General features: G+C 62.1%; 19 protein-coding genes and 1 riboswitch. Of the genes, 8 read left to right on the top strand and 11 right to left on the bottom strand.

The annotated features are described in order from the left end of the window. The first annotated feature begins 312 nt into the window (after window positions 1–312). On the top strand, window positions 313–3,768 hold the full coding sequence (locus GN300_RS04075) for an indolepyruvate ferredoxin oxidoreductase family protein (RefSeq protein ID WP_042921773.1): 3,456 nt from the start codon (window positions 313–315) through the stop codon (window positions 3,766–3,768). 94 nt (window positions 3,769–3,862) lie between these two features. On the opposite strand, the gene GN300_RS04070 is transcribed toward GN300_RS04075, so the two are convergent. The 3 genes from GN300_RS04070 to GN300_RS04060 all read right to left on the bottom strand — a co-directional run bounded on the left by GN300_RS04070 (window position 3,863) and on the right by GN300_RS04060 (window position 7,550). Then, window positions 3,863–4,522: an LppP/LprE family lipoprotein gene (locus tag GN300_RS04070; RefSeq protein ID WP_003940243.1), complete on the bottom strand. Its 660-nt coding sequence runs from the start codon at window positions 4,520–4,522 to the stop codon at window positions 3,863–3,865. Window positions 4,523–4,615: 93 nt separating this feature from the next. Beyond that, window positions 4,616–6,283, bottom strand: a complete 1,668-nt coding sequence (locus GN300_RS04065) for an amidohydrolase (RefSeq protein ID WP_063315871.1) — start codon at window positions 6,281–6,283, stop codon at window positions 4,616–4,618. 16 nt (window positions 6,284–6,299) lie between these two features. Further along, window positions 6,300–7,550 carry an MFS transporter gene (locus tag GN300_RS04060; protein WP_003940508.1) on the bottom strand — a complete coding sequence of 417 codons (1,251 nt, stop codon included), beginning with the start codon at window positions 7,548–7,550 and terminating at the stop codon, window positions 6,300–6,302. 216 nt (window positions 7,551–7,766) lie between these two features. Here GN300_RS04060 and GN300_RS04055 point away from each other — a divergent pair, with 216 nt between their 5' ends. Continuing rightward, window positions 7,767–8,396, top strand: a complete 630-nt coding sequence (locus GN300_RS04055) for a TMEM175 family protein (RefSeq protein ID WP_054188911.1) — start codon at window positions 7,767–7,769, stop codon at window positions 8,394–8,396. On the opposite strand, the gene GN300_RS04050 is transcribed toward GN300_RS04055, so the two are convergent. Next, window positions 8,393–8,977, bottom strand: coding sequence for an ABATE domain-containing protein (locus tag GN300_RS04050; protein ID WP_197487719.1), 585 nt, complete (start codon window positions 8,975–8,977; stop codon window positions 8,393–8,395). The two genes, GN300_RS04055 and GN300_RS04050, sit on opposite strands and share 4 nt — an antisense overlap. A gap of 102 nt (window positions 8,978–9,079) precedes the next feature. Between GN300_RS04050 and GN300_RS04045 the strand changes: the two genes are divergently transcribed. The 4 genes from GN300_RS04045 (at window position 9,080) to GN300_RS04030 (ending at window position 14,244) form a co-directional block, all read left to right on the top strand. Continuing rightward, window positions 9,080–9,982: an NAD(P)-dependent oxidoreductase gene (locus GN300_RS04045; RefSeq protein WP_050654757.1), complete on the top strand. Its 903-nt coding sequence runs from the start codon at window positions 9,080–9,082 to the stop codon at window positions 9,980–9,982. Then, the gene (locus tag GN300_RS04040; RefSeq protein ID WP_063315872.1) at window positions 9,979–11,178 is read left to right on the top strand and encodes an MFS transporter; all 1,200 of its coding nucleotides are present in this window, start codon (window positions 9,979–9,981) and stop codon (window positions 11,176–11,178) included. Before GN300_RS04045 ends, GN300_RS04040 begins: the two co-directional genes overlap by 4 nt. A 12-nt stretch (window positions 11,179–11,190) precedes the next feature. Further along, window positions 11,191–11,706 carry a hypothetical protein gene (locus GN300_RS04035; RefSeq protein ID WP_037128543.1) on the top strand — a complete coding sequence of 172 codons (516 nt, stop codon included), beginning with the start codon at window positions 11,191–11,193 and terminating at the stop codon, window positions 11,704–11,706. A gap of 114 nt (window positions 11,707–11,820) precedes the next feature. Continuing rightward, window positions 11,821–14,244, top strand: coding sequence for an ATP-dependent Clp protease ATP-binding subunit (locus GN300_RS04030; protein ID WP_063315873.1), 2,424 nt, complete (start codon window positions 11,821–11,823; stop codon window positions 14,242–14,244). Between the two features lie 50 nt (window positions 14,245–14,294). On the opposite strand, the gene GN300_RS04025 is transcribed toward GN300_RS04030, so the two are convergent. The 5 genes from GN300_RS04025 to GN300_RS04005 form a co-directional block, all read right to left on the bottom strand. Further along, window positions 14,295–16,187, bottom strand: a complete 1,893-nt coding sequence (locus GN300_RS04025; RefSeq protein WP_233405568.1) for an FAD/NAD(P)-binding domain-containing protein — start codon at window positions 16,185–16,187, stop codon at window positions 14,295–14,297. 176 nt (window positions 16,188–16,363) lie between these two features. Then, window positions 16,364–17,554 (bottom strand): fumarylacetoacetase, encoded by a 1,191-nt coding sequence (gene fahA / locus GN300_RS04020; protein WP_063315875.1) that lies wholly within the window; start codon window positions 17,552–17,554, stop codon window positions 16,364–16,366. Continuing rightward, window positions 17,551–18,420, bottom strand: a complete 870-nt coding sequence (locus GN300_RS04015; RefSeq protein WP_063315876.1) for a hypothetical protein — start codon at window positions 18,418–18,420, stop codon at window positions 17,551–17,553. Before GN300_RS04015 ends, fahA begins: the two co-directional genes overlap by 4 nt. After that, window positions 18,417–19,616, bottom strand: coding sequence for a homogentisate 1,2-dioxygenase (locus GN300_RS04010; protein ID WP_030535304.1), 1,200 nt, complete (start codon window positions 19,614–19,616; stop codon window positions 18,417–18,419). The genes GN300_RS04015 and GN300_RS04010 overlap by 4 nt, the downstream gene beginning before the upstream one ends. Before the next feature lie 108 nt (window positions 19,617–19,724). Continuing rightward, window positions 19,725–20,276, bottom strand: a complete 552-nt coding sequence (locus GN300_RS04005; protein WP_003939926.1) for a MarR family winged helix-turn-helix transcriptional regulator — start codon at window positions 20,274–20,276, stop codon at window positions 19,725–19,727. 104 nt (window positions 20,277–20,380) lie between these two features. On the opposite strand from GN300_RS04005, the gene GN300_RS04000 reads away from it, so the two are divergent. Both GN300_RS04000 and GN300_RS03995 read left to right on the top strand, forming a co-directional pair. Further along, window positions 20,381–20,995: a TetR/AcrR family transcriptional regulator gene (locus GN300_RS04000; protein WP_063315877.1), complete on the top strand. Its 615-nt coding sequence runs from the start codon at window positions 20,381–20,383 to the stop codon at window positions 20,993–20,995. A 173-nt stretch (window positions 20,996–21,168) separates the two neighbouring features. Further along, window positions 21,169–22,767: an ABC transporter substrate-binding protein gene (locus GN300_RS03995; RefSeq protein ID WP_063315878.1), complete on the top strand. Its 1,599-nt coding sequence runs from the start codon at window positions 21,169–21,171 to the stop codon at window positions 22,765–22,767. Between the two features lie 58 nt (window positions 22,768–22,825). Here the strand turns inward: GN300_RS03995 and metE are convergent, their stop codons facing one another. After that, window positions 22,826–25,090: a 5-methyltetrahydropteroyltriglutamate--homocysteine S-methyltransferase gene (gene metE / locus GN300_RS03990; protein ID WP_063316051.1), complete on the bottom strand. Its 2,265-nt coding sequence runs from the start codon at window positions 25,088–25,090 to the stop codon at window positions 22,826–22,828. A gap of 158 nt (window positions 25,091–25,248) precedes the next feature. Then, window positions 25,249–25,450, bottom strand: a riboswitch (cobalamin riboswitch). Window positions 25,451–25,555: 105 nt separating this feature from the next. Then, window positions 25,556–25,993 carry a helix-turn-helix domain-containing protein gene (locus GN300_RS03985; protein WP_030535308.1) on the bottom strand — a complete coding sequence of 146 codons (438 nt, stop codon included), beginning with the start codon at window positions 25,991–25,993 and terminating at the stop codon, window positions 25,556–25,558. Between the last annotated feature and the right edge of the window lie 159 nt (window positions 25,994–26,152).

The following is a 26,152-nucleotide window of genomic DNA, read 5'->3' as shown; positions in this document are numbered from 1 at the left end:
CTACTCTCGGATCGGTTGTGCTCATTCAGCATGCAAGTTGACGTTGCGTCAATGTCCAGAAAGTTCTCGGTGTGCATTGTCGGGAACGTTTTATGTCCGTTTCGCCGTATCGCCACGAACGGGTCTCCAACTGATTGATTCGATGACCTAGGTCACGTGATTTGGCTCACAAATTGTCAATTTGAATAGTTGAACAAGCCTCTGTTGACGCTTTCACATACCTCGACCACGATCATCTGAACAGATCGAGTTACGCGGTTGTTGAAAATGCACGGTAGTTGAAATGCACTGCAGACGGAACGGTGGTCCACGATGACTGAACTGGTGTCGGGCGTAGCCCAGGCCAAGCCCTATGACCTCGATGATCGGTACCGGTCGGGATCGGGACCGGTGTTGCTGACCGGTGTTCAGGCAATTGCACGCGGCTTCGTCGAGCAGCACGTTCGCGACATTCGGGCAGGTAAGCGTATTGCCACCTTCGTCTCCGGTTACCAGGGCAGCCCCCTCGGTGGCGTCGACAAGATGCTTCACGGCATGCCCAAGGTTCTCGCCGAGCACGACATCACCTTCATCCCTGGCTTCAACGAGGAGCTCGCCGCCACGGCGGTATGGGGAAGCCAGACGGATCTCCCTGCCGGAACCGCGACCCACGACGGCGTGACCGGCGTCTGGTACGGCAAGGGCCCCGGCGTCGACCGCGCTACCGACACCATTCGCCACGCCAACATGTACGGCGTGAACCCCAAGGGCGGCGTCGTCCTCCTGGTGGGCGACGACCCCGCGTCGAAGTCCTCCACGGTTCCGGCCGTCAGCGAGCGCTCGCTTGCCGCGATGGGCGTGCCGGTTCTCTTCCCACGCAATGCCGAAGAGATCATCACGATGGGTATGCACGCCGTTGCTCTCTCGCGTGTCTCCGGTTGCGTCGTAGCGCTGAAGATCGTCGCCGACGTCGCAGACGGTGCCTGGACGATCGACGGCAGCATCGCGGACTTCGACATCGTGGTTCCGGAAGTGCAGTTCGAGGGCAAGCCCTTCGTCTACAAGCAGCGTCAGATGGCCGCGCCGCCGGACAGTGTCATCGCCGAGGCCGATCTGTACGGCCCGCGATGGGATCTTGTGCACGCGTACGGAACTGCCAACAACCTCGATGTGATCGAGGTCAACCCCTCCGGTGCGAAGATCGGTATCGCCGCCACCGGTACAACTTTCGACTCCGTCCGACAAGCTCTGGCAGACCTCGGCGTCGATGATGCCGCGCTGCACCGCGCCGGGATCCGTCTCCTTCGCATCGGAATGTGCTACCCCGTCGTGGGCGAGAAGATCAAGGAGTTCGCCGAAGGCCTCGAGCAGATCGTCGTGGTCGAGGACAAGACCGCGTTCATCGAAGCTCAGATCCGGGAAGTCCTGTACGGCACCGACGATGCCCCTCGCATCATCGGCAAGCGTGACGGCCAGGGCCGTCTGCTCATGCCTGCCAGTGGTGAACTGACCGCAGGCCGGCTGCTCGCCCCGTTGCGCCGCGTACTGAAGCCGCACGTCGAACTCAAGCGCACCCTCCCGGCCCCGCTGTCGCTGAACGTGCTCTCCGCCAAGCGAACCGCGTACTTCTGCAGCGGGTGCCCCCACAACCGTTCCACCGCTATCCCCGAGGGTTCCATCGGCGGCGGCGGAATCGGTTGCCACACACTCGTCACCATGTCCGGCCGTGAGGACAGCGCTGTCACCGGCCTGACGCAGATGGGCGGCGAGGGCAGCCAGTGGATCGGGCAGGCACCGTTCACCGACGTGCCTCACCTGTTCCAGAACATCGGCGACGGCACCTTCTTCCACTCCGGTCAGTTGGCTGTCCAGGCATGCATCGCCGCAGGCGTGAACATCACCTACAAGTTGCTCTACAACGAAGTAGTGGCGATGACCGGTGCACAGGACGCGGAAGGTGCCCTCTCCGTTGCTCAGCTCAGCCACAAGCTGACCACCGAGGGCGTCAAGCAGATCATCATCTGCGCCGACGAGCCTTCGCGTCACAACAAGCGCGCTCTGGCCAAGGGCACCAAGCTCTGGCACCGCGATCGCCTCGACGAGGCCCAGAAGGAGCTTCGCGAGATCAAGGGCGTCACAGTGTTGATCTACGACCAGCACTGTGCGGCCGACGCTCGTCGCCAGCGCAAGCGTGGCACGCTGCCCACTCGCAACACTCGCGTCGTCATCAACGAGGCAGTGTGCGAAGGCTGCGGTGACTGCGGTGTGAAGTCGAACTGCCTCTCGGTCCAGCCCGTGGACACCGAGTACGGCCGCAAGACGAAGATCGACCAGACGTCCTGCAACACCGATTACACCTGCATGGACGGCGATTGCCCGTCGTTCGTGACCGTCGAATTGGTACCGGGCAAGAAGGCTCCCAAGGCCGCACGTCCCGTCCCGCCCGTCGTCGCAGACCCCGATTTCGGACCGCTCACCAGCACGCAGAACGTTTTCCTCGCGGGCATCGGCGGCACCGGCATCGTGACCGTCAACCAGGTGCTCGCAACGGCTGCACTGCGCGCTGGCCTCGAGGTGGAGAGCCTTGACCAGATCGGACTGAGCCAGAAGGCCGGACCGGTTGTCTCGCACCTGCGTTTCAGCTCCAGCGCGCTCGAGCCGTCCAACCGCCTCACTCCGGGCAGCGCGGATTGCATCGTCGCCTTCGACCTGCTGACCGCGACGGACAACAAGAACCTCGACTACGGCAACGCCGAGAAGACGGTCTCCATCGCCTCGACGTCGCAGACGCCGACCGGAGACATGGTCTACGACAAGGCTGTTCGCTACCCCGAGGAGACGTCACTCCTCGCCCGTCTCGACAAGGTGTCGCGCACCCTGCGTTCGTTCGACGCACTCGCCGCGGCGCAGGAGTTGTTCGGTAACACCGCAGCAGCCAACTTCCTGCTGATCGGTGCGGCCTACCAGAGCGGCGGACTTCGTCTGCCGGCAGAGGCCATCGAAGAAGCGATCGGCATCAACGGCGTTGCCGTGGACGCGAACATCGCGGCATTCCGTTGGGGTCGTGCAGCAATTGCCGACACCGCAGCGTTCTCGGCCGTCACCACGCCGGCCAAGTCCGTCCGCGAACCCGTTGTCGCACCGGCTCACATGTTCGCCGGAACCACCTTCACCGGTGAAACCCTGCGACTGGTGGAACTGCGTGCAGCGCAGCTCATCGAGTTCCAGTCCGTCAAGATCGCCCAGCGTTACATCGATCAGGTTCAGGCAGTCTGGACCGCCGAACGTGCCGCAACCGAGCGGACCGATTTCAGCGAGGCTGTTGCCCGCGGCCTGTTCAAGTTCACCGCGTACAAGGACGAGTACGAAGTTGCCCGTATGCTGGTCGACCCCGCATTCATCGAGGACGTCAAGTCTCAGGTGCCGGCCGGGGAGAACCTGACCTACAAGCTCCACCCGCCGATCCTTCGAGTGATGGGCCGCAAGAAGAAGATCGGTCTCGGACCCAAGTCGCATGTTGCACTGAAGGTTCTGGCCAAGGGTAAGAAGCTTCGCGGTACCAAGCTCGACCCCTTCGGCTACATGCACGTCCGCAAGGTCGAGCGTGAACTGCTCGCCGAGTACGAGGCCATGATCGCTGACCTCTCTCGTACGCTCGCAACCGACGGATACGATCGCGCCGTCGAGATCGCGGCACTGCCGGACGTGGTTCGCGGTTACGAAGACATCAAGCTCGGCAACATCGAGCTGTACAAGACTCGCCTGCGCGAACTCGGTGTCGGTGAGTAGGAGCGCCGGCGAGTAGATCGAACAAGACTGTGCCCCAGTGACCGTCGTCGCTGGGGCACAGTTGCATTCAGGGCCTTCTCGGACCCAGACAGGTTCAGGAGGGCGGGAACTGGCCGTCGGCAACCACGGCGCTGCCGTTCCACGTGAAGTTCACTATGTTCGGTCCGCCTTGGGGACAGCAGAATGCATCGTCGTCCAGCAGCCAACGGTATTGGACGGATACCGAATCCTTGTTGCTGTCGATGACGTGTGTGTACGAGTACGGCTCACTGGTAGCCGTGCCCAGGTATGTTCCGTCGTGGAAGAACAGGACGTGTGACTGGTAAGTCGCATCGCCGACGCCGTCGCCGTCCACCGAAACCCAGAGCAGGTCAGGACAATTCCCGATCTGTTCTTCGCTCGCGGATCTCGGTATCCAATTGCCCCCGTTGATGTCGGTGCCCAGCGTGCCGATGGCGTCGGTGACGAGCGAGGAGCCGACGTCGAGACAGGGACCCGAAGCGGGGATTGCTGTCGTAGTCGCCGTCGTGGATGCATTTGTGCGGGTGTTCGATTGTGGCGGGGGAGAGCTCGCTACCGTCGTCTCGGTTTCGTTTGCCGTCGATGTCGCCGACGCCGTTGAACTGGCTGCCGTGGAACTCGCCGCCGCTTCAGGTGTTCCTTCGGTCGACCCACAACCGGCGACCGTCAGGGCAGTGGCCGTCACCAGTGCAGCGGCTGCGACGGCGGCCGAAATCGGAGCTTTCCTGCGCATGCGTCCTCCAGAGTGTATGGGTTCACGTGTTCAAGTCCCTCCTTCGTTCTGTCGCCCGGCCGCATGCGTGCGTTATCGAACAACCGGTAACGATCAGCTATCGGACTCGGTGTTCCGTGCTTCGGTGCTCTTGGCCCCGGCCGCGTCGTATCGCACGGATCCAGCAACGACGGTCATCGCAATCTCTGTGGTCAGGAGAGAATCGACCCCTTCGGTGAACGGATCTTGTTTCAGTACGACAAAATCGGCTGCTTTACCCCGAACCAGCTGGCCGGTCACATCTTCCCACCGGCACGAGTAGGCAGCGTCGCGAGTTGCGTGAGCCAGCGCATCCGCGAGAGGTAGAGCGTACTTCGGCAGATTGGGTGCCAGCGACGGATCGATTGCGGATCGACGGGTGGTGGCTGTGAACATGTTCGGCAGCGGCGGGTGGGGAGCGGTCGGAGCGTCCGAACCCAAGGCCAGAACCGCTCCGGCTTCGGTGAATTCAGGCCAGGGGTACGCGCGATTGACCCGGTAGTCGCCGAGCATCGCCTGCCAGTTCTCCTGGATTGCAGGGTCAGCGTGAACCGGTTGCATCGAGGCGATGATTCCCAGGCGGGCAAGCCTTTCGACGTTGCCCCGGGTGATGGACTCCAAGTGTTCCATTCGGTGCCTGCGGGGAATGTCTCCGTTGGCGGCGATCGCGTACTCGAGTGCCGTCAAACCGATCTCCGACGCCTCGTCGCCGATCGCGTGCATCGCGATCTGCAGGCCTGCGGCGTCGGCGGCTGTCACGACGGGGATCAAGGATTCGAGATCCCAGATGGGCTCGGCGTTGGTGCCGTCCGAGTACGGTTCTTTCATTGCGGCAGTGCAGCTGTCGATCACGCCGTCGATGATGATCTTGATTCCGGCGATACGGAGCCACGGACCTTGGACGCGCTCGTGGAGTTCGATCGCGTCGTGAACTTGTCGGACGTTGTCGGCCTCATTGTCCTCGCGGGTCATCAGCCAGTGAGCCGCGACGCGCAGCGGCAGTATTCCGTCTCCTGCGTCCAATGCTCTTTCCAGCGAGGCTAATTCGTCCGCGCCGAGAGCCATGTCGACCGCACCGGTCACGCCGTCCTCGAGATAGTGGCGGAACGCGAGAGCGAGGGCGGCGTCCCGGTCTTCGTCGGATGCGAGCTCCGCCAGTTTCGGCCAGACGTAGAGCATCATGGCGGTCTCGTACAGCATTCCGGTGGCTTCTCCGGTGTCCGGATCCCGGCCGATACGACCGCCGATCGGATCGGGAGTGTCCGCGTCGATGCCGAGTTCTCGCAGTGCTGCAGTGTTCACCCAGACCGAATGTACGTCGTTGGCGTCGAGGTACACCGGGCGATCGGGTACGACGGCGTCGATCATCTCTCGCGTCGGGTGCCCTCCATCCAGCGCGGAGAACAACCAACTGCGACCCAGCAGTCGTGGTGCGTCCGGGTTCGATTCCGCGAATTGCTTGATGCTGGACTGAATGTCGGCGAGATCGGTGGCATCACGCAGATCCAACTTCTGCAGCGCGAATCCCATCATCACCAAATGTGTATGGGCGTCGACGAAACCGGGCAGCACGACGGCACCTTCGAGGTCGATCACCTCGGCGTCTGGAGCCAGGATATCGGCATAGACGGTTTCGCCCACGAATCTGAGCTTGTGGTCCTCGACGACTATCGACTCGGCCCATCCGTCGTCGGCAGCCGTGAAGATCTTTCCGTTGCGGTAGTGAGTGATGCTGTCATTCATGACTTCTACGTGATCCTTACGCGATGACGGTAGTAGTGATGGCGGCGCTGTGGTGACGATACGCACCTTCGGTACGTGCGGAGAGTCGGGAAACCAAGGCGAACGGGACCAGTAAAACGAAGCTGATCCCCGAGATGATGACTCCGAAGGTCGGATACCCGAGGCCGGCCGTCACCGAAGTTCCGAACAGCGGCGCGAACGCGGAGCCGATGAGGTAGGTGCCCAGTAGTGGCGCCGACCATCGGCCGGCCGCGTCGAGCGCGGCCGAGATGGCAACCAGGACGATGAACGTGGCCGCGTAGACCGTGTTCCAAGCGATGACCAGCACCAGGTAGATCGTGGGATCGGTGGTGAGGCCGGCAGACAGCTTCAGAATTGCCCCGAGTATCAGTAGCACGGAGATCGATACTGTCCGACTGACCCGAGAACCCAACGCGGTCAAGGTAACAGCCGCGAGCACACCACCCGCCGTTGATGCGCTCAGTGCGAGACTCATTTGTTGATCCGAGAGCCCGGCGTGCTCGGAACCCATGATGCCGAGTACTGCCCACAACGAGTCCTCGCTGATCGCCCAGACTGCAAGCATCGCGAGAAATGCGGTTCCGGCAAAAGTGAGTCGTTTCGCGCTTACTCCGGCGGGGAGAGCTGTGGTCGTATTGGCGGACTTCGCCGTCTCCGGCGACTCTTTCACCGGGGACGACGGCAACCAGGTGACCGTTGCTGCGGTAGCCAGTGCCAGGACTGCGACGATGCCGAATGCGTTGGTCATGTGTGTGCCGAGGATGGGTATGAGAGCGAGGACGGCTGTGACGACGACACGGTTCACGAGGCCGCTGATGCTTGACGCCCGGTCCGGGTTCGTGAGCGCGGCCAGTGCCGCTCCACCAACGGATGCGGATCCACCAGCGCCGATACCGCCGACGATGATCGCGGCGCATGCGATCGTCGTGGACGGTGCGATGGCCGCAACGCCGAATGCGGCTGCCATCGCGATCAGGCTGACGCGGCCGAGGAGATGGCGATGCCGGCCCGAGGCGATTCGGGTGGTGGCGAGGCAGGTGACGGCGCAGACCAGCAGCGATGCTGTCAGAACGGCACCGGCAGCGGATTCGGTGACACCGAGGTCCTCGACCATTGCCACGATCATCAGGGGGATGAGGTTCGCGGTAATGAACCCCATGACGCCGATACTGAAGACGGCAATACCGCGGTTGGCGGTGAGTGGAACCCGGTCGGACTGCGTATTCGTCGAAGCGTTGATCGGCACTAGGGCAACCCCATGTCCTGAAGGGGGTGGCTGAACCGACCCCTGGTGTCGTGATGTGAGTCACTTAATGAATGTGATTCGTTAAGTATGGGGATGAGCTCCGCCACGGTCAAGAGATCTAACGAATTTGATTCGTTAATTGTATGTTTCCGGATACCTGCTTCCGGAAAGTGGCGTCGCCGGTCTGTTTCCTGTTGTGAGGCTTATGCTTCCGCAATGGCTGAGATTGCGGAACGCACCCGCTACTTCGAGCGCTACGTCACTTTCATCGACGCGATTGTCGCCATTGCGATCACGCTGCTCGTCCTGCCGCTGGTCGAACTCACCAGTGACCACCACGGCACCACGTCGGAACTCCTGCGCGATCACGCTGCGCAGTTCTATTCGTTCGCCCTGAGCTTTCTGGTGATCTTCCGTCTCTGGTGGTCGCAGCATCGGCTGCTTCGTTTTGTGGTCGACGGAGACAAGGTGGTTGTGCGCGGGCTGGGGTTGTGGGTGATGACCATCGTGTTCTTGCCATTTCCGACTGCGCTCGTTGCAGCGCCGTCGCAGGATCTCGGAACCAGGGCTCTCTACATCGGGACAATGGCAGCCAGTGCTGCGTGCCTGGCGGTGGTCGCGTGGGGTCTGGTTCGCAACCCTTCGTTGAGCGAAGAGAATGCGAAGCCGCATTTCACCGCTGAAATCGTCACTTTCCTGATCATGGTGGTGGCGCTGCTCGTCAGTGTGCTCGTTCCGGTGACGTCGTACTTCCCGCTGCTTCTTCTCCTGCTGTCGACGCCGATCGAGAAGCTGTGGAACCGAGTGGCGGCGAAATGGAGTCGTGGTGAAGGTGACATGAGCTAGTCGGCGCGAGCGGTCATCGCGGATTTCTTGGCTTTGTTTCCGCAGATGTTCATCGAGCACCAGCGTCGGTTGTTGCCGCGACTGGTGTCGACGTAGAGGCCGGTGCACCCTTCGCCCTGGCAGGCTTTGACGCGGTCGTGGTCGGGTCCACCGAGCACCGCGATCGCGTCGGCAGCCACTATCGACAAAGCGTCGCGGATCGGATTGTCTCCGGCTGATTTCCAGAGGGCCCGGCCACTCTCGAGGACGAGGTGGGCATCACCGAGCTCGGATGCGGTGTTGACGATCCCGACATCGGCGCGTGAGACGCGGCGGTCCTCGCATACGGCGGTTCCGATGCGATGAATGGCCTCACGTAAATCCTGCGCGCCGCGGAGGTCGTCTTCTGTCGCGGTTGCGGGGGCGTCCATCAGATCGTTGGCGCGTAACCATAATTCGAGTCGCTGCGGGCTCGTGAGTCGTTCGAACCTCGAGCCGTTCCGATTGGTGAGGGTGGCGGTGAAGCGGAAGGCGAGCGTGTCGTTGTCGAGTCGAAACACGTCCCGAGCGGATTGATCAGCTCCTGCTTCGTTCACTTTCATCCTCCTTCGTGGCGAACCATCTCAACCGGTTCGACAGCAACTGTACCCGTGTGAGAGTCTTGAACCATCTTAGATGGTTCAGCACTTTCGAGAGGGAAATCCATGACTTCTGTTTCCGTGGTCGGCTTGGGCGCGATGGGTCGTCCCATCGCTCGAAATCTACTGGGCGCAGGCTTCGACGTGACGGTGTGGAATCGCAGCCCTGAAGCGGTAGCCGAACTGGTCGAGGAAGGGGCGATCGGCGCGAAAACCGTTGCCGAGGCATTCCAGTCCGGTGTTGTGCTGTCGATGTTGGCAGATGATTCGGCCGTGTTTTCGGCCATTCTGGATCCCGCCGTCCTCGCATCCGTTCCGAGTGGAACCGTGCACGTCAACATGGCCACCGTCAGCGTCGACCTTGCCAAGCGCGCCGCCGCACTGCACGCCGAGTACGGCATCGGGTACATCGCGGCGCCGGTGTTCGGACGCGTTTCTGTTGCTCAGGCTGGCCAGTTGAACATCATCGCCGCCGGCGACAGTTCCCTCCTCGAGCGAGTGCAACCCTTCCTCGACGTCATCGGTGCTCGCACGTGGCCACAAGGTGAGCGTCCGGAGCAGGCCAACATCGTCAAGATCATCGGCAATTACCTCATCCTCGCCGCGATTCAATCCTTGGGCGAGGCAATCACATTGGGGGAGAGGTCAGGTGTGGACGGAAGCCAACTCGTAGAACTGCTGACCTCGACGATCTTCCCGGGGCCGGTCTACTCCAGCTACGGAAACCTCGTCGCGACGCGTCAGTACGAGCCTGCAGGATTCACCACAGCTCTGGGCCTCAAGGATTTGAGGCTTGCGCTCGACGCCGCCGACAGCGTCGATCTGGATTTGCCGTTCGGTGGCGTACTTCGAGGCGTGCTCGCTCAGGCTCTGGCGAACGGTCAGGGCGAGATGGACTGGGCGTCTATTGCAGAACTGGTCCGTTCCGGCCAGTCGGGTGAAGGCAGTCCCGAAACACCGACGAGGTGAGCTCGAACTCGGACGGGACGGCGACTTCGGCACTGGCGGAGACCGATTCCGTCCGGACACTACCGCTGGCCGGGTTGTCGGCACTCGCAATGGCAGGCTTCATAGCGATCACAACCGAAACCATGCCGGCCGGACTACTGGTGCAGATCGGGTCAGGGTTGTCCGTATCGGTCTCCGGCGCAGGGCAATTGGTCACCGCATACGCATTGGGTTCCGTCGTCGGGGCGGTACCACTGATCGCATTGACCCGAGGATTGCGACGGCGTGCTGTCCTGGTGTCGGCGATTCTGGGGTTCGGTGTCTTCAATCTGGTGACAGCGCTTTCGTCGAATCTTGTTCTCACCTTGGGTGTTCGGTTTCTGGCCGGTATGGCGGCAGGTGTGGTGTGGGGGTTGCTTGCCGGGTACGCACGCAGGATGTCGCCCCCTCACCTGCAGGGGCGGGCCGTTGCGGTTGCCTCCGTCGGACAGCCGATCGCGTTGGCAATCGGCGTTCCGATGGGGGCGTGGCTCGGGACCCTGGCCGATTGGCGCGTCGTCTTCGCCGTGATGTCGGTTGCTGCGCTACTTCTGGTCGCGTGGATACTCACGGTGATGCCGGACTTTCCCGGGCAACAAGCGGATCGGCAGCTGCCGGTGCGGAAAGTCTTGGTCCTGCCTGGCGTACGACCGATTCTGTTTGTCGCGTTCTTGTGGATCCTCGCGCACAACATCGTGTACACGTATCTGGCGGCGTTTCTGGATCGCATCGGTTTCGGCGATCGGTTGGGAATCGTCTTGTTCGTGTTCGGACTTTTCGCCTTCGTGGGCATCGGTGTGGTCGGGGTGTTTGTCGACCGGGCCCTTCGAAGTCTCACCGTGCTGAGCTTGGTGGTCTTTGCCGCAGCTTTGACGGCGTTGGGCGTCGGCGGTGACAGCTTCGCAGTGATCGCACTCAGCGTTGCGGTATGGGGCGTGGCATTTGGAGGCGCTCCCACTCTCCTTCAGACGGCGCTCGCGGATACGACGGGCGACGCTGTGGACACGGCGCAATCGGTTTTCGTGACGATCTTCAATGCGGCGATCGCAGCGGGCGGCGTCGTGGGCGGGCTGATCTTGGCGGACAGGGGTGCGGGAGCGTTGCCGTTGGTTTCGCTGGTGCTGATCGTCGTCGGTGTTCTTGTGGCCAGTATCCGACAATTCGGACATAGCTTGTGATTCACTTCACGCATGCGGAAGTCATTGTTGGTGGTTGCTCTCGTTGCTACGTGGTTTGTCGCCGGAGCGATGCCCGCGGGGGCTGCGGATGCGAATTGGTCCGGTGATTACTCGCTCAAGCGTTTCGCCGCGACCAAGACGGGCACAAGTCTGGCCGCCAGCCAGTGGGAGCCGGATTTCTCCGATACATACACGTTCGAGACGGATTGCTCGAGCGGAGTCTGTATCGCCACAGTGGTCGGCGGTCCGGCTCCCGCCAATCCGACGTTGCCGCAGCCTGCTCGATACACCTGGGACGGAACCAGTTGGGTGCACCCCTATGACTGGGAGTGGGATTGCTACCAGGGGGAGGGCGTGCCCAAGGTGTGGGCACCGGCGCACTCCGAGGCGTATTACACACCTCAGCCCGATGGCAGTCTGAAAGGTTCGTGGCGTACCGACATCAAGAGTGGTCCCTGCGCGGGATCGGTGATCATGCGCGTCGAGGCGTACCCGGTCGGTCGGTCTACCGGATCTTTCGGTAGTTGAGAACGATCGGCGACTGGATGGTGTTGAAACAAATCTGAGGCCGCGGGAATTGATCGAGCCCCATGCACGTTAATTGAGTCAGTAACGCTCAACTTTCTGCAAGGAGGCTTCGGAATGCCAGCATTCTTCGGGCCCGAGGGTCCCGGTCGCATCGATATTTCCCGGCTCATGAGCAGGGCCACCCAGCAACTCATGGCTGACGCTGCACGTGTAGCGGCTGCTCGCGGTGATTCGGATCTCGATGCACTGCACGTTCTCCGCGTCATGGCGGAGCAGGATCCGGTCCGCACGCTCATGCAGCGCGCCGGAGCCGACCCGAAATCCGTGGTCGACGCCGTCGACCTGCGGCTGCCACAAGGCCGTGAGCAGGGGGCCTACTCTGCTCCTGCGCTCAGCAGTGCCGTGAAAACCGCTCTACTCGAGGCTCATCAACTGGCCCGAGCCCTGGGATCGACGTACATCGACCCCGAACATCTCTTCATCGCCCTGGCCGGTGACCCCGATCATGTTCCGGGTCGTCTGCTCGCTTCGGCCGGCATCACGCCGGAGAAGCTGCAGGCAGCGGTTCAGAACCCTGCAGCCGGTCCAGTCGAAGACGAGTCCACCACACCGACGCTCGACAAGTACGGCGTCGATCTCACCGATCGCGCCCGCAACGGCGGCGTCGATCCGGTGATCGGCCGCGCCGACGAGATCGAACAGACCATCGAGATCCTCTCCCGCCGCACCAAGAACAACCCGGTCCTGGTGGGTGAGGCCGGCGTCGGCAAGACTGCCATCGTCGAAGGACTGGCCCAGCGCATCGTCGACGGGGATGTCCCGGAATCGTTGGTGGGCAAGAAGATCGTCCAGCTCGAACTCTCGAGCATGGTCTCGGGTACCCGTTACCGCGGAGACTTCGAGGAACGGCTGACCAAGGTGATCGACGAGATCACCGCACACAAGGACGAGCTGATCGTCTTCATCGACGAGATGCACACCATCGCCGGTGCCGGAGGCGGCGCAGACGGTGCGATGGATGCCGGAAACATCCTCAAGCCCAAGCTCGCTCGCGGTGAACTGCACATCGTCGGCGCCACCACGCTCGACGAATACCGTAGGAACATCGAGAAGGATCCCGCGCTCGAGCGGCGCTTCCAGCCCGTACAGGTCGGAGAGCCGTCGATCGAGGACGCGATCGCCATCTTGAGCGGCCTGCGCAGTCGGTACGAGGATCACCACAAGGTCCATTACACCGACGAGGCGATCACCGCTGCGGTAGAGCTGTCGGCACGTTACATCGGCGACAGGTTCTTGCCGGACAAGGCAATCGACCTGATCGACCAGGCCGGCGCCAGGCTTCGCTTGAAGACGGCCACGGTAGACACCGCTGCGCTGCAGCAGCGTCTCGAGCAGCTCGAGAGCGACAAGGAAAAAGCCGTCGCCGACGAGTTGTACGAGAAGGCGTCGACCCTGCGTGACGAGATCAACGGCGTCGCAAAGCGTCTCGAGAAGGCAGGATCCTCGGTTCCTTCCGAGGAAACGCCGGACGTGACCGCTGAACAAATCGCCGAAGTTGTCGCTCGCGCAACGGGTATTCCGGCAAGCCAGATGACTCAGGCAGAGAAAGATCGCCTGCGCCGTCTGGAAGAGGAACTGCACGGTCGTGTCATCGGGCAAGATGACGCCGTTCGCGCAATCGCGCGTGCCGTGCGTCGTAGCCGTACCGGTATGAGCGATCCGGATCGTCCCGTCGGTAGCTTCCTGTTCCTCGGACCCACTGGCGTCGGCAAGACGGAGCTCGCAAAAGCTCTGGCTGCCACACTCTTCGGAGATGAGAACAAGATGCTGCGCTTCGACATGAGTGAGTTCGGTGAGAGGCACACGGTCAGCCGATTGGTCGGTGCTCCTCCCGGATACGTCGGCTACGGCGAGGCCGGACAGCTCACGGAACAGGTGCGTCGTAACCCGTACTCGGTGATCCTGCTCGACGAGATCGAAAAGGCACACCCGGACGTGTTCAACACCTTGCTCCAGGTGCTCGACGACGGGCGTCTGACCGACGGTCAGGGTCGGACGGTGGACTTCAAGAACACCGTCGTGATCATGACCAGCAATCTCGGCTCGGACATCATCTCGAGCAAGTCCGGTGGACTCGGCTTCACCACGGGTGATGCAGAGTCGGCGGAGAAGCCACTGCGCGACCGCGTGATGGCCAGGTTGCGCGAATCGATGCGGCCGGAGTTCCTCAACCGTATCGACGAGATCGTGATCTTCCGCAAGCTCGACACCGAGCAACTGCACCGGATTACTGATCTGCTGCTCGACGACAGCCGGAAGCGGCTGCAGTCCAAGGGCATCGAGATCGAGTTCACTGCCGACGCGGTGGACTGGATCGCCGAGCACGGGCATCAGCCCGAGTTCGGGGCTCGCCCGTTGCGTCGTTCGATTCAGCGTGTGGTCGACGACAAGATCGCCGACATGCTGCTCGACGATCTCCTCGAAGAGGGCGGCAGTATCACCGTCGCGGTTGACGAGGGTGAGTTGGTGTTCAGCTAGGGGCACAGCCCCCTGTGAGCGGTTAGGGAGTCCCAGGACTCCCTAACCGCTCACACGCGCGTAGCGCCCAAAATCTCCGCCGCCAGGGCGTCGTTGTGCCGGAAAAACCCCGCATTGGTACGGGGACGAGGGAAAGCCGCCGACCAGTTGTGGCCTGCAACCCACGGCCCGGCCGCGAAGCGGCGAGGATGAGCTGTGTTGTTCTGGTCGAGAATTCGTGAAGTACCGTCGACGGCGAGCTTCGCCGAACTGTCCACGGTCGCACGAAGTTCGACTGCCTCACCCCGACCGTGAAGCGTCCGCAGGAGCGAGTCACCGCTCGCGCTGATGGACGCAACCGGCAAGCGTGCTTCGACGAGGGTGTTCGCGGCCACGATGTCGGTGTGCGACGCACTGCGAGCGACAAAGATCCCAGCCCCCGTTGCCGGGTCGATCTCGGTGGAGAACGCTGAATCCGGCCCGAGGAATTGGACGATGCCCGCCTCGTTGAGGGCGATCAACTGTTCCAAACGCTCGGGCGGCGGACCACTGGCGATGAAGCTGAAGAACGAATGAAGCCAACCCTCGACGTCCTTGGCGACGGATTCGGCCGGGATTCTGCCGCGCCGCAACAATTCTCCGACGGTCATGTACGTCGACAGCAGCGCTGAGAAGACAGCCGCGTCGGCGCTGAAATACGGGTCCGACCTCCGCGCGACATCCGCCGAGATGTATTCGGTGATCCGGGACTGGACCTCGGCAAGCCCGTCGTAGCGCTCACCGCCGAGTGGGCGGTTCAGCCGCTCGAGATCGATACGGTCTTCCGGCTTCGGGACTGCGTTCTCGACCAGTTCCTGCAATCGAGGCGATCCCCAAGCCAGCGAGGCGAATTCGGCGTCGAACTCCTCCCAGGTGCCCACTGTCCGATCCGGGTGAGATGCGAACAGCTCGTAATAGTGGGCGCCTGCCAGTTCTTTCGACGCCAAGGGCCAGATGTCGTTTCGGAAATCCAACGGTCCGTCGCCGGGAACGAGATCAGCGGTGAAGAACCGCGGTAGCGGTGGCCGCGCGTCAGCGATCGAGTACGAAATCTTGGAATGATACGGCACTCCGCGACGAGATCCGGCATACAACAGGGGTTCCCGACCCGAGGGAGCGTAAGTGAGGACGCCGTCTTCACCGCGTTCGAAGATGCCGCCACGGCTCTCGGCGAGGAGAACCATCCAGTCGATGAAAGCCAGCCCGAGTCCGGCGATCAGAACCGGTTCGCCTTCGGGAATGACATCGGCGTCGAGATCGGCAGTGTAGCCCGGACCCACATACGTCAACCCGTGATCGGACGCGAAGCTGGTCAGCGCGGTTTCGCGTGGGGCAGGCAACGCATCGGGGTGCCCTTGTGCGAGAAGGACGGTCGTCGCGTCGATGACAGCTCCGTCGTCCAGATGAACCGTCTGTGTCTCGCCGACGTTCACGATGTCGACCACGGATCGTCGATGAACTCGAACGTCGACGTGCGCTGGCGCGGAGTCGACTGCAGTCTCGAACACCCAGTTCAGGTATCGGCTCTGCAGTGACCTCGATGCAAACGACGACGGGGTGAGCGTCGGAACTTCTGCTGCGATTTCTGGGAATTCGGCAAGCTCAGCCGAGCGCTCGGCGACCCATTCCGCGAGGGTCGGACCCGGCAGCACCGGGCCGATCACGGCGGTGGTCTCGTCGGTGAACATCGTGACGTCCGCGGTTGTCGAATTCATCCACAGAAGCGGCGCCTGGCTGCCTCGCCAAATACGGCCGGCGCCTGCCGGATACGGGTCGACAACGTGAATGTCGATCGGTGTGGGATCGGCGTTCACCGATTCGTGAGCGAGGATCCGCTCGAGTACGCCGGTTCCGCGGGGTCCACCACCCACGATCACGATGACAGCTGCTGTCCCCACTGAGGTACGGGGTCGATCGCCTGGCACGAGTCCTCCATCGGACCTGGCAGAAAGCACCCGCACCTCAGCAGAGGGGGTTGCTGCGACGTCACGGAGCCAGGACTCTCGATCGCTCTGGATGGTTAGTCCAGCTTATCTTCGGAGAATCGTGAGGCAAGGAATTCCGGACATCAGATCAGCGTGAATCAAACAGTTGTCAATCACTATCTTTCGGTTTGCGTTGCAGGCAGGATCCGAGCGTGAACATCCCCGAAGCCGATTCGTGATCCGCCGACGCCGGGAGCGGTGGCTGAGATGGCGATGGTGTCGCCGTCTTCGAGAAAGGTACGGGTCTCGGAGCCCACAGCTACGGGTTCCTTGCCGCCCCACGTCAACTCGATGAAGGCGCCGCGCTGATCTTTGTCCGGTCCGGAAATGGTTCCGGACGCGAAGAGATCGCCGGTGCTCGCTGCTGCGCCGTTGATGGTGGTGTGCGCGAGCATCTGCGCAGGCGACCAGTACATCTGGGCGTAGGGCGGCCGGGAGACGACGTGACCGTTCCATTCGACGGCCAGCTCGATGTCCAGCCCCCACTTCTCTTCACCACGCAGATAGGAAAGCGGTTCGGGATCCTGCACCGGAGTGTCGATTCGGGCTGCTTCGAGAGCGAGCAAGGGAACGACCCACGGTGAGATGGAGGTCGCGAAACTCTTCCCCAGGTTCGGACCGAGGGGCACGTACTCCCACGCCTGGATGTCTCGGGCAGACCAGTCGTTCACGACGACGGCGCCGAAGACGTGCTCGGCAAATTCGTCCGGGGTGATGGAATCGCCCATCTTCGAGGGAGTTCCGACGATGAATCCCATCTCGGCTTCGATGTCGAGGCGCCGGGACGGTCCGAAGTCCGGGCTTTCCTGATCGGGTGCCTTCCGCTGTCCGCAGGGACGAACGATGTCGGTGCCGGAGACGACGACGGTGCTCGAGCGCCCGTGGTATCCGACGGGAAGATGCTTCCAGTTCGGCATCAAGGGGGCTGCGTCCGGGCGGAACAACCGCCCGAGGTTGGTTGCGTGATTCTCCGAGGCGTAGAAGTCGACGTAATCGGCCACTGCGATCGGCAAATGCATTGTCACCGAATCAACGGAAAACACTGCATTCGAGTCTATTTCGCTAGTCACGAGCTCCGTGATCCGGTTTCGCACCGATACCCACTGATCTCGTCCCTGAGCCATGAACGCGTTCAAAGTCGGTTCGGAGAAGACGGAATCACCCAGTGTCGCTGCGAGATCGACCACCGATTCGGCGACGCGCACACCGACACGCGGTAACCCTCCCGCGGGGGAGAAGACCCCGTACGGCAGATTGTCGAGACCGAACAGTGAGTCGGCGGGAATGTCGATGGTCGTGACAGTCATACGAGAGTTCCTTCGGTTTTGTCGGAGCGGACGATCAACCCGAGGCCTTCCAGCTCGGTCAGAGGGTCCGAGATGCTGCAGGTACCGAACGAGAGGAATCGGCGACGCACCTCGCCGGCCTCGTCCTCGGTGAGGTCGGCCAGGGCTTGCGCGATCGATTTTCCATCGCGCTGAGACAGTGCAGCAACAATTTCCGAACGATCGGCGCCCCGCCTCGCCGCGTCGACGGCCACCATGATGTTGAGGAAGCCGTGTTGCTCGAAGCCTGTTTCCGGATCGGTGTTGCGCACGCCGTGGTGCAGTCCCGCAGTCGCCTTGAACGGGATATTGGCTCGGACAACGGATATCACCGCATCGGCGAGCTCTTCCTCGTTCGGGTACGCCTCGGCGACAATCCCGCCGGTGCGAAACTTTGCGGAATGCCCGGCAGTTTCGAGAGCTGCCAGATAGCCCGCGCGCCGATCACCTCGAGGCACCTCGACAAAAATGTCGACGTCGGGATGAGCGGCATGGACACGAGCGATTTCCTCGAAGGCCGCATCGGCGTCCAACCCGTCTGGAATTCCCACCTCGACGGCGGCGACGTGAACACCAGGGATGGCGAGCGCGTTCGAGAGTGCGGCCGCCGTATCGGATGGGCCGGCCGGCACGGTCAGGCTCAGCGTCACCGGGCTGTCCGCTGAAACGTACGCAGCCAGTTCGCCCAGTCGCGGTGCGGGAAAAACGAAAGGCCCGACCAGTGCGTCGTAATCCGCCTGCAGGTAGGCGGCGTGGGCCGGAATTGCTTCGGCGAGAGGAGCATTGCCGGGTGGGAAAAGTGCTGCGTCGTCGCACAGGCCGCGCAGGAGTGGGGAGATGATCGTCATTGCCGAGGCCCCCGCCCTGCCCAACTCCAGGCGTACGCTTCGTCCTCGCAGGCAAGGGCTCCCTCACCCAATTCGAGGGGCCGGAACGTATCGACCATCACGGCGAGCTCGTCGAAGAACTCGGCGCCGATGCTCCGCTCGTAGGCGCCGGGTTGTGGTCCGTGGGCGTGGCCGCCGGGATGAATCGATATCGAACCCTGACCGATGCCGGAACCCTTGCGCGCCTCGTAGTCACCGCCGCAGTAGAACATGATCTCGTCCGAGTCGACGTTCGAGTGGTAGTACGGCACCGGGATCGACAGGGGGTGGTAGTCGACCTTGCGCGGAACGAAGTTGCAGATCACGAAGTTGTTTCCCTCGAACGCCTGGTGGGCCGGCGGCGGTTGGTGAACACGGCCCGTGATCGGCTCGTAGTCGGAGATGTTGAAGGTGTACGGGTACAGGCAGCCGTCCCAGCCGACGACATCGAAAGGGTGCGTGGGATAAACCATTCGGGTGCCGACGATGCCCGCCGACGTTCGGTGCTTGACCAGTACCTCGACGTCGGTTCCTTCGGCGATCATGGGCGCGATCGGTCCGTGCAGGTCTCGTTCACAGAACGGTGCGTTCTCGAGCAGCTGGCCGAAGCGGGAAAGATAGCGCTTGGGCGGGACGATGTGACTGTTCGCCTCGATGGCGTAGGCACGAAGTGGCTTGTCACCCTTGGGGATCCATCGATGCGTTGTGGACATCGGGATCAGGACGTAGTCACCTTCACTGGCCTCGAGTGCACCGAAGACGGTCTCGACGGTCGCCTCGCCAGATTCGATGTAGACCATCTCGTCGCCGATTGCGTTGCGATACAGGGGAGATGGCGCTGCCGCAACGACGTAGGACAATCGCACGTCGGCATTTCCGAGGATGAGACGACGGCCGGTTACCACGTCGGTCTCGTTCCAGGTGCTTTCGGGAAACAGCGTGTGGAGTTTCAGATGGCGCGGTTTGAGGGGATGGTTGGGGGTTGTGCTCTGATCGCGCAGTTCCCAGACCGTTGCGTCGACGATGGCCGACGGGATCTCGCGGTGGTACAGCAACGAAGAATCCGAGGAGAAACCTTCCTCTCCCATCAGCTCTTCGTAGTAGAGGTTGCCGGACTCGTCACGGTGTTGGGTGTGACGCTTCGGTGGGATGTTGCCGAGTTGTCGATAGAACGCCATGACGGGGCTCCTTCTGTGCTGTTCTGCCTGGCTCACCTCCACCAGATAGTAAACACATTAACTAAAATGATGTGATGGGCGCAACCCTCCAAGGGGTTCGGGTCTATGTCAGTTACGTCCGCGTACGTCGAACTGGCTGCGGTTGGTGATCAGTTTGTCCAGGAGCATGACAAGAATTCGTTGTTCGGCCTCGCTCAGGACGCTTACCCAGGCGTGTTCGCGTTCGTTCTGCTCGCGAAAGGCTTCGACCATGGCTTCTCGGCCCTTGTCGGTCAGGTACAGCTGGACGGAACGGCCGTCGTTCTCGGTGGGCCGACGATCGATCAATCCGTCTGCCAGCAGCGACTTGGACAGATTGGAGACCGCTGCCCTACTCATGCCGGTGAGCTCGGCGGCAGCCTTCGGCTCGATCGGACCGGCCAGCCAGGTGACGAACAACAGCCTGAAGGAGGACCATGACCAGCCGCGAGGGCGGTGGATCGACGACTCGAGATCGTAGGTGACCACGTTGGAAGCCCGATTGAGTGTCAGTAGTACCTCGGTGGCCAGCTGGTCGCGAAAGCCGTGTTCGGTGGCCAGTCGCTTGTTGGCCAGTTCGATGAACGACCAGAAGTTCAGCACGCCGACGGTTGGCTGGTCATCGGTTGTCCGGTCAGTCATGGACTAACCCTAGCGCGATCTGCAGTTGATTAATCCGTGTATTAGATATCGGGGTTACGATGAAACTTCGCAACCCGGCACTGCGGTCAGGATTCTGAACTATCGTGACGCGCGTGACTGCGCGCAGCGACGAGTTTCCCTTGGACGTCGACCTCATGTCGGTGGGGCAACTCGAGCGGAGAGGACGACTGACCACGGCGGTGGTCGAGATGCTGGCCGAGATGCCGTCGGATCGAATCCAGATGAAAGACGTCTCGGAGCGTTCAGGCGTCGCACTCGGAACGCTGTATCGCTACTTTCCGACCAAACAGCAACTTCTGGCTGCGGCGATGACGGCGTGGAGCGGTCTCGAATCGGTCCGTCGTCCTGAGAAGTTGCGGGCAGACGGTGGCGAGAACAACGCGTACGAGCGGGTTCTGGCACTTCATCGCCGCGAGATGAAGGCATTCGAGCGTAGGCCCTACTTCGCTCGGTTGGAGATCGAACTCCATTCGTCCTCGGATCAGTTCGTGATCGAGTCGTTGGATCTGCGCGCAGCGGCACATCGGAGAATGCTGTTCGAGTTGATGGACGGCGTCCCGGCCGAGACGGCGAGGGTTGCGGCCGTGGCAATAGGCGGCACGATGTTGACGGCCCTTGCGCTGTGGACCAGTGGCCGGATCGGATTCGCAGAGGCCCAGCGGAACGTCGAAGACGTCATCGGAATGGTAATTCGCTGAACGGTTGCAACCTAGAATTCAGTTCTTGTTTCTGCTGTCATGAACGCGAATTATCGCTTCGGCTTCGTGAAAACGAAGACGCAGGACGAGACCTTACCTAGAATTCACTTACAAATATGTCGGGTGTCCGATCCAGGGATCGACGTATCCGTGAACTGTGAAAGTGAGTCGCAATGAAGCGCTCGTACCGAGTCCGCGCTCGAATCTGGATGGTTGTCCTGGCGTCGGCGACGCTGGTGGTGACGGGGTGCGCCGGTAGCAGCCAAGGTACGACCACGGATGCATCGGACGTGACGGTCGGAGTTGTCGGTGACCAGAACAACGGGGGAGAGCCGCGATCGGGTGGCACCGTGTCGTTTGCCACCTACAACGGGATCAGCAGTCTCGATCCGGCTGACCGTCAGGACGGCGGCGCTACCGGTGGTAGCGAAATGGCAGCCATCTACGACCTTCTCATGCGCTTCGATACGTCGGCGGGCGAGTATGTTCCCCACTTGGCTCAGTCGTTGTCGGCCAACGGCGACAACACGGTGTGGACACTGAAATTGCGCGACGGCGTCACCTTCAGCGACGGCACTCCGATGGACAGTGCGGCAGTCCTGTGGAGCATCGATCACTATCTGCAGAAGAAGGGAACTCACGCGCTGGTGTGGAAGACCGCTGTGCGCGAGACGAATTCACCGGATCCGAGTACGGTCGTCTTTACATTGGCGCAGCCGTGGGACGAGTTCCCGATCATGTTCACCACCGGTCCCGGCATGATCGTCGCGCCCTCGTCGATGGCTACCGGCACGTTCACCCCGATCGGGGCAGGCCCGTTCACCGTCGAGAAGTTCGCCTCCCAGGACGAATTGGTGCTCGCTGCCCGTCCGACGTACTGGGACGGGGCGCCGTACCTCGAGAAGTTGCGCTTTCCCGCAATCGTCAACGAGAAGAGCAAACTGGAAGGATTGCACACCGACGGAATCCAGGTTGCCTATCTGAAGTCTCCCGACTTCATTCACGAGGCTTTCGAAGCCGGTGATCCCGGATTTGTGTACTCGGCCAGCATGGCCGGAGTTCTGGCAATCAATCAGCGCGACGATCGGGCAGCGAAGGACGAGCGCGTGCGTAAGGCGATTGTCGCTGCGGTGGACCCGAATACGTTCAACGAGCGAGTTCAGGGCGGCTTCGGCGAACCCGGCACCGACATGTTCGCGTCGTGGTCGCAGTGGCACGGATCGGTGGCCGGGAACGGCTTCGACCCCGAGGCGGCCAAGAAGTATCTCGCCGAGGCGAAGGCGGACGGTTACGACGGAAAACTGACGTACGTCGGGATGAACGATCCGGCGACGCAGCGCAGCGCACTGACGTTTCAGTCGCTCTTGCAGGCAGTGGGTTTCACGGTCGACATCACCTACGCAACCAGCATCAACGATCTGATTTCCATGCTGTACGCAAAGCATGACTACGACGTGTCCTACTTCGCGTTCAACGTGCTGGAAGAGTCACCGTTCGTGCGTATGTACGGCAACCTGTTCAGCGAATCGCCGTCGAACATTCTCGGTTACAAGAACGCTCGGATGGACGAGTTGCTCGGCAAGCTGCAAACGGCGTCGGGCGAGGATGAGCGGCGAGCCGTCATCGACGATATTCAGACCGTGGTCAACGAGACGGCGCCGATGGCCGTGGTCAACTCCGGCAAGGTCTTCATCCCGTGGCGCGAGAACGTCCACGGAGTGACCCCGAGTGCGGACGGGATTCTGCTCTTCGGCAATACGTGGTTGAGCTGACCCCCGTGCGCCTTTTTGGTAGTGCCCACTACCAAAAAGGCGCACAGGGGCTTTGCCCCTATAGCTCCGCTCGTACCAACTTCGCGGCTTCGACGAGGTTACGCAGTGACGCCTCGACCTCGACGGAACCGCGGGTCTTCAAACCGCAGTCCGGGTTGACCCACAACCGCTCGACAGGAACAGCTTTGAGTGCCTCACGCAGGGATTCGGCAATCTCGTCGACGCTCGGCACCCGCGGCGAGTGGATGTCGTAGACACCCGGGCCGACGCCGAGATCGAACCCGACCGAACTGAGATCGTCGAGGACCTCCATGTGTGAGCGCGCCGCCTCGATGGACGTGACGTCCGCGTCGAGGCCGGCGATGGCGCCGATCACCGCTCCGAACTCGGAGTAGCACAGGTGCGTGTGGATCGCGGTGGAATCCGCGACGCCCGAGGTAGCCAACCGGAAGGCGCCGACCGACCAGTCCAGGTAGGCGCGCTGATCCTCGGCACGCAGTGGGAGTAGTTCTCGTAGAGCCGGTTCGTCAACCTGGATGATTCCGATTCCGGCGGCCTGCAGGTCGACGGTCTCGTCTCGAATGGCCAGTGCGACTTGATTTGCCGAGTCGGCGAGGGGTTGGTCGTCGCGGACGAACGACCAGGCCAGAATGGTGACGGGTCCGGTGAGCATGCCCTTGACCGGCTTGTCGGTCAGGGACTGCGCGTACGTGATCCAGTCGACGGTCATCTGTTTCGGGCGGGAGACGTCGCCGTACAGAATCGGCGGACGCACGCAGCGGGTGCCGTACGACTGGACCCAACCGTTGGCGGTGGCGAAGAATCCGTCCAACTGCTCCGCGAAGTACTGGACCATGTCGTTGCGTTCCGGCTCACCGTGAACAAGAACGTCCAGGTCCAGCTTTTCCTGGAGCGCAACAACTTCGGCAATTTCGGCGCGCATACGGTTGACGTACTCGGCTTCGTCGATCTCGCCCGTGCGCAGTGCTGCGCGAGCGATGCGGATCTTCGAGGTTTGCGGGTACGAACCGATTGTCGTCGTGGGCAGCGGCGGCAGAGAAAGCAGTTCGTCCTGGGCAGCGCGACGTTCGGCGGCGGGCGCGCGACCGGTCGCCGAGTTCAGCACGGCGGCCAGGCGTCCCCGAACACTCGCATCATTGAGTCTGCGATCGTCCTTGCGGGTCGACGCGGCCGCTCGTGCCAGAGCGAACTCGTCCTCCACCGACTCTCGGCCCTGTGTGAGAGCGGTTGCGAGAGTTACTACTTCCTTGACCTTCTCGGTGCCGAACGCGAGCCACGAGCGCAGGGCCTTGTCGACATCGGCCTCTGCGTCGAGAGTGTACGGAACATGCAGCAGGGAGCACGATGTGGAGACGGCAAGAGTATCCACGCTGCCCAACAGAGCACCCAACGTGCTCAGTGCCGAATCCAGATCCGACCGCCAGATGTTTCGTCCGTCGACCACACCGGCGACGACCAGTTTGCGGGCGAGTTCGGGGACGGAGCCGATCGAATCCTGACCGGCCACCAGGTCGACGGCAAATCCTTCGACGTCGGTGGACGCAAGCGCGGGCAGCGCCTCACGCAGCGAACCGAAGTACGACGCCAACAGGATCGACGGCCGCTCGGACAGCGCTGAAAGCTGTTCGTACGCAGCGCGTGCCGCTTCGATTTCCTCGTCGGTGCGATCGCCCACGAGGGCCGGTTCGTCGAGCTGAACCCAGCTCGCACCGGCCTTCGCGAGCCGGCCGAGTAGATCCGCGTAGAGGGGGAGTAGTTCTTCGAGTCGCGAGAGCAGCGGCTCGTCAGTGCCGACAGCCTTCGAGAGCAGCAGGAAGGTGACCGGTCCGATGACGACCGGGCGGGCTGCAATGCCGTCGGAAAGTGCTTCTGCCAGTTCGGACAAGACCTTGGACGGGTCGAGTGCGAACGTGGTGGACGGCGAGATCTCCGGCACCAGGTAGTGGTAGTTGGTGTCGAACCACTTCGTCATTTCGAGCGGCGCGATGGTGTCCGTCCCACGGGCAGCGGCAAAGTAGCGGTCCAACGGATCGGCGACCGACGCGACGCGGTCGGGCAGCGCGCCGAGAAGAACTGCGGTGTCGAGCATCTGGTCGTAGAAGGAGAAGGTATTGACCGGGACGGAGTCGAGGCCCAGGTCACGGAGGTCGGCCAAGCCCTGCCGACGGAGGTCACGGGCGACAGCCTGCAGGGCGTCGGCGTCGATGCGCCCTGCCCAGTAGCTTTCGGTTGCCCGCTTGAGTTCTCGATGAGGACCGATGCGCGGTGAGCCCAGCACGGTCGAAGTGAATGTTGTTGTCACGGAGTTTCTCCAGATTGCCAATGCACTGATGGCCACTGCCGGCAGACGGGTATACCTCACGAGACCCCGAGTTTCAGCGGGCAGCACTGCCCGCACCGCACGCGAGGTCCGATGGAGATCTACACGCCCATTCCACGAGGCGGTGGACCGTCGGGCACGGCGTGCCCGACACAGTCGGCAGGTCTTCGGACTCGCGGGCACTCGATCGAGTTGGATCGAACCTACTGGCCGTCGCTTCCCAGGCGGATGCCCAGTGCACATGAACGGCGGTCGTTCCTGCTTACCGCTGCGGGACAGTCCCGGATTTTCACCGGGTTCCCTCTCACCCCGACAGCTTGCGCTGACGGAGCTTCGACGCCGGGACCGGTCTTCGGGGCTCCTCATGACCGTGCCGGGCGAACCAGCTGCATCGACCAGCATAAGGCCAACCCTCCCTGAGCAGTCAAGGAGAGTCGGCGAAGGGCGCTATGCGCGTGACATGTAGGAATTCGAGTCCGGTGGTACACGCGGAAGATTTTCGGAGGAACGTAGATTCTCCGCCATTTCGACAAGCAGATCCTGTGAAGACGGTGAGAGGTCGACGACACGGGAGGTGAGGTTCCGCAGGCGCACGTTGTGCAGCTGTTCGAGGAGGGAGAGGTCTGCCTCGCCACCTGAGATCGCGGGCGGAGTGTGATCGGACGGGGCGTAGAAGTAGTCCGGATGGACGTTGAAGAAGTGGGCGAGGGCGGCAACCACTTCGGGTGACGGATTGGTTCGGACGCCGGTGCGCAGTTGCGACAGGTACGGCGTGGAGATACGGCAGCCGAACTCGGTCATGCCGCGAACGACCATCGCGTTGGTGACGTGAAAGTCGGCAGTCTCGAACAGCGAGTTCAAGCGATCGTTGAACTGGTTCGACATGAGACGTCCCTTCCCCCGCTACGCACAGGCTCCGTCGATTCAATTAACTGCATCATAGCCAGGTATCGAACGATTAGCTGTTTCGGATTCTCGCGAAGCGGTCGTTTGCAGGGAAAATCCCTAGGGTAGAAGGTCCCTACTTTGAGTGATCTGGACAAA

Origin of the sequence: Rhodococcus sp. Ni2 (assembly GCF_021352185.1) — a bacterium.
GTDB lineage: Bacteria > Actinomycetota > Actinomycetes > Mycobacteriales > Mycobacteriaceae > Rhodococcus_F > Rhodococcus_F qingshengii.
Note: the sequence above shows the minus strand (reverse complement) of the source record. Positions and strands in the feature narration are given on the sequence as shown.

Excerpts from the sequence above, each read along its gene's own strand:
- GN300_RS04045 (WP_050654757.1), top strand. The coding sequence starts at position 9,080 with ATGACTTCTGTTTCCGTGGTCGGCTTGGGCGCGATGGGTCGTCCCATC.
- GN300_RS04035 (WP_037128543.1), top strand. The coding sequence starts at position 11,191 with ATGCGGAAGTCATTGTTGGTGGTTGCTCTCGTTGCTACGTGGTTTGTC.
- GN300_RS04030 (WP_063315873.1), top strand. The coding sequence starts at position 11,821 with ATGCCAGCATTCTTCGGGCCCGAGGGTCCCGGTCGCATCGATATTTCC.
- GN300_RS04075 (WP_042921773.1), top strand. The coding sequence starts at position 313 with ATGACTGAACTGGTGTCGGGCGTAGCCCAGGCCAAGCCCTATGACCTC.
- GN300_RS04070 (WP_003940243.1), bottom strand. The coding sequence starts at position 4,522 with ATGCGCAGGAAAGCTCCGATTTCGGCCGCCGTCGCAGCCGCTGCACTG.
- GN300_RS04010 (WP_030535304.1), bottom strand. The coding sequence starts at position 19,616 with ATGGCGTTCTATCGACAACTCGGCAACATCCCACCGAAGCGTCACACC.
- GN300_RS03995 (WP_063315878.1), top strand. The coding sequence starts at position 21,169 with ATGAAGCGCTCGTACCGAGTCCGCGCTCGAATCTGGATGGTTGTCCTG.
- GN300_RS03985 (WP_030535308.1), bottom strand. The coding sequence starts at position 25,993 with ATGTCGAACCAGTTCAACGATCGCTTGAACTCGCTGTTCGAGACTGCC.
- GN300_RS04015 (WP_063315876.1), bottom strand. The coding sequence starts at position 18,420 with ATGACGATCATCTCCCCACTCCTGCGCGGCCTGTGCGACGACGCAGCA.
- GN300_RS04065 (WP_063315871.1), bottom strand. The coding sequence starts at position 6,283 with ATGAATGACAGCATCACTCACTACCGCAACGGAAAGATCTTCACGGCT.
- GN300_RS04050 (WP_197487719.1), bottom strand. The coding sequence starts at position 8,977 with ATGAAAGTGAACGAAGCAGGAGCTGATCAATCCGCTCGGGACGTGTTT.
- GN300_RS04005 (WP_003939926.1), bottom strand. The coding sequence starts at position 20,276 with ATGACTGACCGGACAACCGATGACCAGCCAACCGTCGGCGTGCTGAAC.
- GN300_RS04055 (WP_054188911.1), top strand. The coding sequence starts at position 7,767 with ATGGCTGAGATTGCGGAACGCACCCGCTACTTCGAGCGCTACGTCACT.
- fahA (WP_063315875.1), bottom strand. The coding sequence starts at position 17,554 with ATGACTGTCACGACCATCGACATTCCCGCCGACTCACTGTTCGGTCTC.